Consider the following 11417-nt stretch of genomic DNA (forward strand, 5'->3'; position numbering starts at 1 on the left):
CCGCGTGCGCGCACCGCCTACCCGCTCCGCTCAGCCCGCGTCGAAAGCGCGCCCCTTTGGTCTGCAGACCAAGCTCGCGGTCGGCGCCACCCACGATCGGCACGAGTACGAGGCGGAACGGATCGCCACTGGCTTCAGCCAGGGCGCCGCGCCGCCCTCAGCCGCGCCGGCATCGATCTCGGCGGTGGGTGCGCAGCGCAGCGCACTGCCGGTTGCATCAGCACCGGAACAGACCGACGACGAGCAGCCCGCGCCGCCTGAAGCGCGTGCGCAGCTGAGCCCGCGCGGTGGCGGACCCGAGGCCGCCAAGGCCGCACCACCGCCGACGATCAAGACCGAGCCGCCGGAGCCCGAATCCGAACCCGAACCGGAGCCCAGCAAGCCGGCATCGCCGGCCCCCGTGCAGCGCGCGAGCCAGCCCGATGCACCGCCTGGCGAGACCGGCACTACGCCGGCGACCGGCAGCCCGGCAGCGCCTGAGCCCACCGGCGACGCTGCGAAAGAACCGCAAGCTGGCAAGCCCAGCGCGGCTCCCGCCAGCCCCGGCGCCGAGGGTGGCGCGGCGCCAGCAGCGGTTGAGCACTCGATCCAGCAGATGCGCAAAGGGCCCGCCAAGGGCCTGGATGCTCCGGTGCGCGACGACCTGGAAGGCCACATCGGCAGCGATCTCGGCGATGTTCGCCTGCATGACAACCGCGCCGCGGGCGAGGCCGCCGAGGCGCTGAACGCGCGCGCCTTCACCGTCGGCCAGGACATCTTTTTCGGCCCCGGCCAGTACGATCCGGATTCCAGCGGTGGCCGTCATCTGATCGCACATGAGGTCGCCCATACCGTTCAGCAGGGCGGCGGCTCGGCCGCCGCGCAGCGGATCCAGCGAACGCCCGCCACCCAGGGTGCCGCGGCCACGGACGCGGCAGCGACCGATAAGGTCAACGAGATCAGCGGTGACGGCTGGAGCATCAAGCTGGAGGCGGTCGGCGCCGCCAAGGGCACGTTCACCGTCCCGAAACTTGAGCTGCCGACGATTGCCGGGGAGCTCAAGGGCTCGGCCGGCAGCAAGCCCGAGCCCGCTGCTGACGGTGGCCGTGCCCTGCCCTCCGCGGGGGCCTCGTTCAAGCTCGATCCAGTGCCCGAGCGCGGCGAAGGCAAAGCGTTTGAGACCTGGGTGGCCTACGCCAAATCCAACTTCGCGGCGGGCCTGAAGACCAAGCTGGAAGCCCAGATCCAGGCCCAGGGCAATGCGGCCTCGGTGGCGAAGAGCGGCGCACCGGTCTATGTGCTCTACAGCGGCGGCAAGGGTGCTGCCGGCACCGACACCATGATCATCGGCACCACCCAGCAGTTGTCCGAACACGACAGTCTGCTGCGGCCGATGCTGAGCCCGAAGGGCGCGCGCGCCAGTCTCGATGCCGACCATGCGCTCGAGCTGCAGGTCGGCGGGCAGGACTCTGCCGAAAACATGTGGCTGCTGGAGAGTGGGGTCAATCGCTCCTCCGGGGCGACGGTCAAGAGCGGCGTGGTCAAGTCGATCGATGAGACCTTGAAGGCCGCCCAGGCTGAGCTGACCAAGAGCAAGGCCACGCCCGTCAGCCCCTTGCCTACCAGCGCCACCGAAGTACGTCGCAACTGGGTGATGGTGTTCAACACCGTGTCCGGCGGCAAAGGCGGCAGCACCGACACCTCATGGACACGCAAACAGATCCGCGATGGCGAGCACCTCAAGCACTTCCATGCGATGACCGAGATGGAGCTTGTGAAGCAGGGCTTCGTGTTCAAGGAGGGGGAAGTCCCGACCCACATCAATGTTTTTCCTGGCCCTTCCGGCGGCCGCGCGGTGCGCTTCGAGGTGTCCAAGGACGGCAGCAGCCTGCAGAAGCCGAGCTTCTTCTACCGCGGCTTCGAGTTGATCGGCGATGCGCCCTTCAACGCGCCGACTGCAGGCAACAAGGGCGGCGTGCTGAGCACCCTGCAGGTGCGCCGAACCAAGAAGGAGGACACGAAATCGAAGGTGCTGGTGTTCGCCGATGCAGCGCTGACCGTGCAGCACGACGAGAATCTCGGCTTCGGCGGCTACATCACCCGCGACAGCCTTACCGCGGCCTTCAGCGGCGCCCACTTCGAGCCACTGAGCCCGGTATCGTTCTCCAACGTGCAGATCACGCCGGACGGCGAAGTGGTGGCAGAAGGCTCAGTGCTGTCGTCCAAGCAGCTGCTGCCCAACTTGAACGTGCCGATCCTGCTGCGCGGCGACGACGTGCTGATCCAGTTCCCGGTGCCGACCGAGAGCCTGAACTTCGGCCCGGTCAAAGTGACCGAGGCGGCCGTGGAGCTCGGCGTCGGCGCGAACGGATTCTTCATCCAGGGCGTGGCGGGCATCGCGGTCGACCAGGTCGGCACTGGCACGCTCACCGCGCGCGGCGAAAACGATGGCGTCACCCTGGGCGGCGTGTTCAACCTCGATCTGGACTTCCTTGAGAAAGCCGAGGTATCGGCCACCTATGCGCTGAAAGACGACAGCTTCACCGCCAAGGCCGAGCTGCAGGTCAAGGCCGGCAGTCTGCCCGGGGTGGAGTCGGGTTCGGTCACGGTTGAAGTCACCCGCGAGAGCTTCGGCCTGAGCGGCAGTCTCAACCTCGGCGGTGTGCTCAAGGGCAGCACGGTGACGATCGGCTACATGCCGGAGACCGGGCTCAGCATCGAAGGCAAGGATCTGCCGCTGCCGGTCGACAAGCTGCCGGGAGTGTCTGGCGCCACTGTCACCGTGCGCGCGGTGCGCAGTCCGGACAGCGGCGAATGGAAGCTCAGCGGCGGCGGCTCGGCCAAGCTCAACGCGGCAGGTGCGACCGCGACGCTGGATATTCTCTACGACGGTGAGTCGGTCACCTTCAAAGGTCGCGCCGATGTCGCCAAAGGCCCGGCCACCGGCTGGCTGCAGATCACCGCAACCAATGCCGCCACCGACGCCGAGGGCAATCCGGTCGAGGGTGGGCCGGTTGGTGAACTGCGCATCTGGGGCAAGGGCGAGGCCAGCGTGGCCTTCGGCAAGGTGCTGACCGGCAAGGTCGGTATCGAATACACGCCCGCCGGCGCAGTGATTCTGGCCGGCGAAATCGCGCTGCCACCCACCGTCGATCTGTTCGAGAAGAAGGAGTACACCAAGTCGCTGCTGTCGGTGAGCACGCCCGACTTTCCGATCTGGGGTGTCAAGGTCGGCCCGGTCGGCGTCGGCATCTTTGCCTACGCCGACGCCAACGTGAGCTTCAACGCCTACGTCGGCCCCGGCCAGCTGCGCGACGCCAGCCTGAAGGCGGTGATGGACCTCGACAAGCCAGAAGACGCGACCGTCACCGGCAAGGCCAACTTCTTCGTGCCCTCCTACGCCGGGTTGACGCTGGATGTCGGCGGCGGGCTGAAGGCCCAGGTCGCCGTGGCCTACGTCAAGGGCCGCGTCGGGCTGAGCGGTACGCTCGGTCTGGGCCTGGATGGCTCATTCGGCGTGGATGTCAGCTGGAATCGCAACGACGGCATCGCGGTCGGCGCCAAGGCCGAGATCACTGCCCGACCGAAGTTCGAGGTCGGAGTGAACGCCTCGGTCTTCGCCGGCGTCGACCTCGGCATCACCGAGCTCGAAAAGCAGTGGGGACCGTGGACCAAGAAGCTCGGCGAGTTTGGCCCCGACATGGAGCTGGGCGTGAGCTTTCCGGTCAACTGGTCGGAGAAGGATGGCCTCGACCTCAGCCTGGACAACATCAGCGTCAAGAAGCCGGAACTGGATGCCAAGGGCATCATCAAGAGCGCCTTCGATACGCTGGTGTGATCGCCAAATGCCGGCGATTTGCAGCTGCCAGCGGGCGGCACGCCGCCGTGCCGGGCCACCGGCTGACTCGAATGTTCCCGAATCAACCCGTGCTCGCGGGGCGCAGCATGCACTTGGCTGCTTCAGGCGTGTAGGCTCCATGCGCTTCACCGCGAACTGTAGTGCGAGGTAGCTTCTCCTAACCATAACGTGGCAGTCACACACTGCCGAAGGGGGCTTTATGGCTGAAAGCAGAAGGAAGTCGACGAAGGCGGCGAAGGCGGCGGAAGCCGCCGACACCCACGCCAATGTGGATATCGCCATTGTCGGCGGCGGCGTCTCGGGCGTGTACAGCGCCTGGCGACTCAAGCAGCGCAACCCGAACCGCCGGATCGTGCTGATCGAAGCGGCCGACCATATCGGCGGGCGGCTGCTGTCGGTACGGCCGCCGGGCATACCGAACATGGTCGCCGAGCTGGGCGGTATGCGCATCCTGCCCAAGACCCAGCCGCTGATCGTTGCCTTGCTGAAGGAACTGAACAAGGCATTGCCCAAGAACGAACGCATCGAAACCTACCCGTTCCCGGTGGACCAGCCGCAGAACATCGCCTACCTGCGGGGCGTGCATCTGCGGCTGTCGGACTTCACCCGGAACCCGAGCAAGGTGCCCTATCAACTATCGTTCCTGGAGCAGGGCAACACGCCGGGTGTGGTCATGGTCAATGCCATTGAGCAGATCGTGCCGGGCATCACCGCGGCGGGCCTGACCAACGCCGAGCGCCATGAGATGGCGAGCAAGGCGAGCTTCGATGGTCAACCGCTGTATGAGCAGGGCTTCTGGAATCTGCTGTTGCGCGTCATCACGGGTGAGGCTTATCAACTGGGCCTGGACGCTGGCGGCTACGAGAGCGTGGTGTCCAACTGGAATGCGGCAGATGCCATCCCGTGGTTCTTGTCGGACTTCGGCATTGCACCCGAGTACGAGGGCTTCAAGCAGGGATTTCAGCAGGTGCCGCTGGCGATGGAAACCCTGTTCAGGAGACTGCGGGGTGAAGTGATGCTCGAAACCCGTTTGGAGCGTTTCGAGTGGAGCAACGGCAAGTTTCTGTTGAACCTGTCCGGGGGAAAGCGTCTGCAGGCCAGCACACTGATACTGGCCATGCCGCGCCGCTCGCTGGAGCTGGTGGCCGACAAGGCGCCCCTGTTGCAGGCACCGAGCGTCGTCAAACTCATCGGCAGCGTCACTCCGCAGCCGCTGTTCAAGCTGTTCACGACCTACGCCAATCCGTGGTGGCGAGCCGCCGGCTTCTACGACTACAGCAGGGGCCAGCAGGGCGAGTTTGTGCCGGTGGAAAGCGGGCGCACGGTGACCAGCCTGCCGGTGCGTCAGACCTACTACTGGCCTACCTCAGAAGGAGAGCCCGCCAAGGCCGGCCCCGCCATGCTGATGGCGAGCTATGACGACGGCTCCAATATCGGGTTCTGGGATGGCCTGCGCCCGCGACGGCGTCAAGCCTGGCGCGAAGGCCTGGAAGTGCCGGTGCCGCGCAACCCGTTTCAGCCGCTGGTGACGCACACCTCCAGCGACAACACGTGGGACCGCTACAGGGCGGACGATGAAATGGTCGACGAGGTCGCGCGTCAGTTGGGCACCATCCACGGCCAGAGCTTTTCACCCCAGGTGCAGGCTGCAGCCTTCCGTGACTGGGGCGACGACCCGTTTGGCGGCGGCTGGAACAGCTGGAACATCGGCGTCAAGAGCTGGGAGGTCAAACAGCAGATCGTCCAGCCGCTGAGCGACACGCCGCTGTTCATCTGCGGTGAGGCGTACTCGGACGCCCAGGGCTGGGTCGAGGGTGCGCTGGAGACGGCGGACATCATGTTGAAGAAGATCCGCTGAGATCGGCGCGGCGAGCCGGGACAGAGCATTCGAGATTTCACCGACTGCTGGTCGCCGGCTCGCTGCACGTCGGGGAGATTGCCTCGGCCAGCGACGCTGCGGTAGCGATCGTGACGGCTGCATCCCTCGGACCAGCCGGTATCAGCACCCATGCGCAGGTCACCTGCTCCGCGCAGCACTGCCACGTCCTCGCTGCGCTGCAGGTGCTCGGCTACTCCGACACCCCTTTCCGGCGGGGCAGCACAAGGTGCGAGGTAAACTTGCGCGCCTTGCCGTCCTCAACCCGCACCTGATGCCCGTATTCCCCGCCACACCCGAGTTCATTGATCGCGCCGCCGCCCTGCTGCGCGCGGGCGAGCTGGTGGCGTTCCCGACCGAGACCGTCTACGGGCTCGGTGCGCTGGCGCTGGACCCGGCCGCAGTGGCGAAGATCTACGCCGCCAAGCAGCGCCCACGCAGCAGTCCCTTGATCGCGCATGTAGCCTCGATTGAGCAAGCGCGATCGCTGGTGCACGAGTGGCCGGAGACAGCGGCGCGTCTGGCCGCGGCGTTCTGGCCCGGCCCGCTGACCCTCGTGCTGCCGCGCGCTGAGTTGGTGCCGGACGCACTTACCGGCGGGCTTGATCGGATCGGCGTACGCATGCCGGCGCATCCGGTCGCCTTGGCCCTGATCGAGGCCGTCGGCCAGCCGCTGGCTGCGCCCAGCGCCAACCTGTTCATGCAGCTGTCGCCGACTTCAGCCGCGCATGTCGAAGCCGGCCTCGGCGAGCGCATCGGGATGATTCTCGATGGAGGCGACTGTGTGCACGGGATCGAATCGACCGTGCTGCGCATCGATGCGGACGGCGCACGCGTGTTGCGCCTCGGAGCCATCCCGGTCGCGATGCTTGAACAGGTGCTCGGCACCCGCGTGGCGGCATCGACAACGCCCGCGGCCAGCGCGGTCGCACACGAATCACCCGGCCAGCACGCGCGCCACTACGCGCCGCGCACGCCGCTGATGCTGTGGCAGAACGGTCAGGCCTTGCCGCCGGGCCGCGGCGTGCTGCTGGCGCTCGGTGAGTCGAACCCGATCAACGGGCCGCTGCAGCTGACGATGCCCGCCGAGGCGAGCGCGTATGCGCGACGCCTGTATGCCGAGCTGCACCGTCTGGACGCCGAAGGCCTGCAGTGGATCGCGGTTGAGCTGCCGCCGGCCGCACCCGACTGGGCGGCGGTGCACGACCGCCTGCAGCGGGCCGCGCATCCGGGTTGATCGACGCGGTGTCGGCCGAACGGCGCGCTCAAACGCCGCCGGCCAGATGCCAGCGCGCCGCGCCCAGCACGCCGAGGTCACCGTGTTCGACCAGATGCACCGGCACGCGCTCGAGCTGGGCGCGCATGGCGCCCTTGTCGTGGAAGCGCTGTTGGAACTCGCCGCGCAGCAGGTTGGCGCGAAGATGAGGCAGCACGCCGCCGGCCAGACGCACGCCACCCTGCGCACCGGTGGCCAGCAGCAGGTCGGCGCAGACGCTGCCCAGCTCGGCGCAGAACACCTCGACTGCGCGTGCGGCCAGCGCATCGCTCGACGCGGCCCGGCTGACCGCCGCCGGTGTCTCAAAGGTGGCCGCCTGTTGCCCGAGTTCGCACAGCCCGCGGTAGATGCGCAGCAGCCCCGGACCTGACAGCAGGTCTTCGATCCGCACCTGGGGCTGGCGCTGTCGCCACAGGGTGAGCAGGGCCAAGCCATCCGCGGTGGCCGGCGCGAACCCGGCCTGGCCGGCTTCGGTGGCCAGCACATGCAGACCATCGCCTATCGGCACGCACAGCGCAGCACCAAAACCGGTGCCAGCGCCGAGCACCAGGATCGGCGCGCGGCGTGGCGGGGCCGCGGGGCTGAGCAGACCGTCCATGGCCTCGAACGGCAGTCGCGCCACCGCAATCGCAACGGCCTCGAAGTCGTTGACGAAGGCCAGCTGGTCCAGCCCCACCGAACGGCGCAGCACGGCAAGATCGACCGCCCACGGCAGATTGGCGTGCACCAGTTTGTCGTCCAGCACATAGCCGGCGCAGGCGATCACCGCTGAATGCGGATGCTGCAGGCTGGGCGCGAGCTGGTTGAGCTCGGTGAGGTAATGGCGCATCAGTGCGCCGAGGTCGCGGTGCTCCCGGCAGGCGTAGCTGCGGAAGTAGCGCAGATGCGGCGCCTCGCGGTTGCCCGCATCGATCAGTGCGAGGCGGGCATGGGTGCCGCCCACATCGGCCGCAATAAAGCACTCGGCCTGCGCATGCACATCTTGGTCGGCACGCGCCAGGGCGTGATCCAGCATTGCCTGAAGCTCCTTAGGGCCGGCCCGTCGCGGGCAGCAGCTCGATATGGTCGATGACCCACAGCTGCGGACGGCTGTCGCCGCTGAACTGCAGGCAGAGATCGGTGGGCGCGGTTCCGGACTGCAGCTGCAGCTCGAACTCGGCAAATCCCGCCGCCGGAGTGTCGGCCGGCAGCACCTGCTCGGCGAGCACGGGGCCATCGCAACCGCGCTGCAAGCGCAGTTCGCCATGCGGCGATACGGCGGGAACAAAACGCCGATTCGCCTCGTCGCCGTGCAGCTGGAAATTGTACGGGATACGCCCTGCCCTCACCCGCAGGCGATCACCGGCACCCACCGGGCTGGCAGGCCACTCCCAGCGCGGTTCGAAGATGTCGACGTTGAAGATCGCGCGGGCATCGCCACTCGCCGAATCCAGCGGCTGGTCATCTTCCAGTCGCAGCACCAGCTTCGGCGTCGCCGGCATCAGCGCCGGGCTGCGGCGCAGGCGCAGGGAGTCGGCGGTCAGCGTCATCTTTGTGAGCGGCAGCTGGGCTTCACCGTTGATCACCACCGCGGCCAGCACCTCGGCAGGCAGCGGCAGATCCAGCGCCGTGCTGTAGCGCGGGCTTTCGGGGCCCGGTGGCGTGCCGTCGAGACTGTAGTGGATCGGCACATCGCCCGCGTCCACCGACAGTCGCACCGTGGCCTGCGCAAGCCCGGGCTTCAGATCGGCCCGCAGCTGCACCTCGAAGCCGGTGTCGGCATAGGCGATATCCAGCGCACGGTAGGCCGGCAGCAGGGCCGCGAGCCGCAGCACGAAGTCATTGAAGTCGCGCTGCTCACGGCTGCTCCAGCCGCGCTCGGCCAGTGCGGCGATGCGCGGGAATACCGCGTGCTGAACGCGCGCATAGCTGCGCAGGTGCTCGGTCCAGACATTGGCCTGCAGGCCCAGCACATGGCCATGCTTGTCAGCGGCCAACGCGGGCGGCACGGGCTCGAAGGCATACACCCGCGAGATCGGAATCATCGCCGGCCGCCCGGGCACTTCACGCTCTGAGCCCGACTGCAGATAGTCGAAGTAGAGCTCGCTGCTCGGGCTCATCACCACATCATGGCCCTGCCCGGCCGCCACCACGCCGCCCTCGATGCCACGCCAGGACATCACCGCAGCCCCGGCGGGCAGGCCGCCTTCGAGAATCTCATCCCAGCCGATCAGACGCCTTCCTTTGGCCGCGAGGTAGCGCTCCATGCGCTGGATCAGCCACGACTGCAGCGCCTCCTCGCTGTCGACACCGAGCTCGCGCATGCGCGCCTGCACGCGGGCCGAGGCGCGCCACTGGTCCTTGACCGCTTCATCGCCGCCGATATGGATAAAGCGGCCCGGGAACAAGGCCACCACTTCATCAAGCACCTGCTCCAGCGTGCGAACGGTGTCTTCTTCGACACTGAACAGAATGCTGTGCACGCCCCAGTCGGGCGACACCGGCAGCGCGGGATCGAGCAAGCCCAGCTGTGGATAGGCCGCGATCGCCGCCTGGGCGTGGCCCGGCAGGTCGATCTCCGGGACGATCTCGATGTGGCGCGCGCTGGCATAGGCCACCAGTTCGCGGATCTGCGCCTGCGAGTACCAGGCGCAATAGGGGCTCGGCTCGCCGCTGAGCGGATCGCGCCCGGCGGCACCGGCGGGAATGCGACAGCCACCGACCTCGGTCAGGCGCGGGAACTGCTTGATCTCGATGCGCCAGCCCTGGTCGTCAGTGAGATGCCAGTGCAGCACGTTGAGCTTGTGCAGGGCCATGCTGTCGAGCAGGTGCTTGATCTCGTCGACCGATTGCGCATGCCGTGCGGAATCCAGCATCAGGCCGCGCCAGCCGAAGCGCGGCACATCTTCGATCGAGACCTTCGGAATGCTCGCGCCGCCCTCGCCCACCTGCATCAGCAGTGCAAGACTGGTCGCGGCGTGGAACAGGCCGGCGGCGTCGCTGGCGATCGCGCGCGCCTGGGTGTCGGTGACTTCGATTCGGTAGGCCTCGCGCGCAAGCCCGGCGGCGGCGTCTAGTTCGAAATGCACGCTCGCGCTTGCACTGTCAGCGCGCTGCAGGCCGTGTGCATGCAGGCGCTGGCTCAGCTCGCTCAGGCGTGCCGCGGCCTGTTCGGCGCCTGCGCCGCCGGTCGCTGCAACTTCGGCGGCCGCAGGCAGCTGCAGCGCACCGCCCTGCACGCGCATCTGCGCGGGGGCTGGAATCAAACGTGGCTGAGCCACCGCGACGGCTGCTTCAGGCGCCGGCGCGCGGCTGCAGCCGCTGGCGACAGCGATCAACGCAGCGGCGAGGCTCAGCAGAATTCGGATAGGGATTGAAGGCATGGTTCCAGTCTCGACGGGCGCGGTGCGCGCCGTCCGCATGCTGCATCAGATTCGAAAAAACGGCCCGGGCGAACCCGGGCCAAGCGAGCATTCCGCGGCGGTCGGAACGAGGGGAGAACCGCCGCGAAACGTCCTGCCTGCAGCGGCCATGGAGCGCACCGCTGCAGGCAGGCCTGAGCCGATCAGAAACTCAGGCGCAGGTTCAGGTAGTACTGGCGACCGTTCTTCAGAAAGGCGCGCGGCTGATCGGGTGAGCCGGCGTAGTACTTCAGGGTCGGATCGTTGAGGTTCAGGCCGTCGAGGCTCAGGCTCAGCATGTCGTTGACCTTGTACCCGAAGGAGGCCGAGACATTGCCCACGGCGTCTTGGCTGAAGGCGCTGGCGCGATCCAGACCGCTGTAGAACTCCGAGCGGTAGTTGTAGTTCAGCCGGACGTTGAAGCGCTCGTTCTCGAAGTAGCCGCCGAGATTGGCGGTGTTCTTCGAGGTGCCCACCAGCTCTCCACCACCGTCCTCCTCGCCGTCGGCGTAGGTGTAGTTGGCGAAGAAGCCGAACTGCTCGCCCAGCGGCTGCTGCCATGCCAGTTCAAGGCCCTTGACCGTGCCGCTGCTGTTGATCGGTACGGTCAGGTCATAAGGCACCAGAATGCCGCTGGGGTTCTGCTGATTGAAGCTCAGATATCGCTGGCGTTCGCGGCCGACCGTGATGTAGCTGGTCAGATCCATGTAGTAGATCCCCGCGCTCAGCAGGGCGCGCGGAGCGAAGTACCACTCGTAGGAGAGATCGATGTTGTTGGAACGAACCGGATCCAGAAACGGATTGCTGCCGCTGCCCGAGCCGACTGCATTCGGCGCATTGAGATCCGGCGGCGGGCTCAGGTTGATCGGGCCTGCCAATGCCGAATAGTCTGGCCGCGCCATCGTGCGTGAGGCTGCCAGGCGCAGCCCTACGCGCCTACACTCCACGAGACAGTGACGCAGCACGTTATCTCTCATTCTAGGGCGGCTTTGTTCGGAGACTCCCATGCCAAAGCCGTTGCGGGTTCGCCCGCCAGAAACATCTTCC

General features: G+C 67.2%; 6 protein-coding genes. 3 read left to right on the forward strand and 3 right to left on the reverse strand.

The window, feature by feature from the left end:
- Positions 1–4 precede the first annotated feature (4 nt).
- The 3 genes from ACIQ7H_RS04545 to ACIQ7H_RS04555 all read left to right on the forward strand — a co-directional run bounded on the left by ACIQ7H_RS04545 (position 5) and on the right by ACIQ7H_RS04555 (position 6951).
- The gene (locus ACIQ7H_RS04545) at positions 5–3817 is read left to right on the forward strand and encodes a DUF4157 domain-containing protein (protein ID WP_395788833.1); all 3813 of its coding nucleotides are present in this window, start codon (positions 5–7) and stop codon (positions 3815–3817) included.
- Positions 3818–4037: 220 nt separating this feature from the next.
- Positions 4038–5696 (forward strand): flavin monoamine oxidase family protein, encoded by a 1659-nt coding sequence (locus ACIQ7H_RS04550; RefSeq protein ID WP_395788835.1) that lies wholly within the window; start codon positions 4038–4040, stop codon positions 5694–5696.
- Between the two features lie 292 nt (positions 5697–5988).
- Positions 5989–6951, forward strand: a complete 963-nt coding sequence (locus ACIQ7H_RS04555; protein WP_395788837.1) for an L-threonylcarbamoyladenylate synthase — start codon at positions 5989–5991, stop codon at positions 6949–6951.
- 28 nt (positions 6952–6979) lie between these two features.
- On the opposite strand, the gene ACIQ7H_RS04560 is transcribed toward ACIQ7H_RS04555, so the two are convergent.
- The 3 genes from ACIQ7H_RS04560 to ACIQ7H_RS04570 form a co-directional block, all read right to left on the reverse strand.
- Positions 6980–8005, reverse strand: coding sequence for a glucokinase (locus tag ACIQ7H_RS04560; protein WP_395788839.1), 1026 nt, complete (start codon positions 8003–8005; stop codon positions 6980–6982).
- A gap of 13 nt (positions 8006–8018) precedes the next feature.
- Entirely contained in the window at positions 8019–10352 is a 2334-nt protein-coding gene (locus ACIQ7H_RS04565; RefSeq protein ID WP_395788840.1) for a beta-N-acetylhexosaminidase, read from the reverse strand.
- Positions 10353–10534: 182 nt separating this feature from the next.
- The gene (locus ACIQ7H_RS04570; protein ID WP_395788850.1) at positions 10535–11377 is read right to left on the reverse strand and encodes a TonB-dependent receptor domain-containing protein; all 843 of its coding nucleotides are present in this window, start codon (positions 11375–11377) and stop codon (positions 10535–10537) included.
- Positions 11378–11417: the final 40 nt, after the last annotated feature.

It is taken from the genome of Aquimonas sp., from assembly GCF_044377145.1.
In the GTDB taxonomy this organism is placed as follows: Bacteria; Pseudomonadota; Gammaproteobacteria; order Xanthomonadales; family Xanthomonadaceae; genus Aquimonas.

Coding starts and splice junctions, on each gene's coding strand:
- ACIQ7H_RS04555 (WP_395788837.1), top strand. CDS start 5,989: ATGCCCGTATTCCCCGCCACACCCGAGTTCATTGATCGCGCCGCCGCC.
- ACIQ7H_RS04550 (WP_395788835.1), top strand. CDS start 4,038: ATGGCTGAAAGCAGAAGGAAGTCGACGAAGGCGGCGAAGGCGGCGGAA.
- ACIQ7H_RS04565 (WP_395788840.1), bottom strand. CDS start 10,352: ATGCCTTCAATCCCTATCCGAATTCTGCTGAGCCTCGCCGCTGCGTTG.
- ACIQ7H_RS04560 (WP_395788839.1), bottom strand. CDS start 8,005: ATGCTGGATCACGCCCTGGCGCGTGCCGACCAAGATGTGCATGCGCAG.
- ACIQ7H_RS04570 (WP_395788850.1), bottom strand. CDS start 11,377: ATGGGAGTCTCCGAACAAAGCCGCCCTAGAATGAGAGATAACGTGCTG.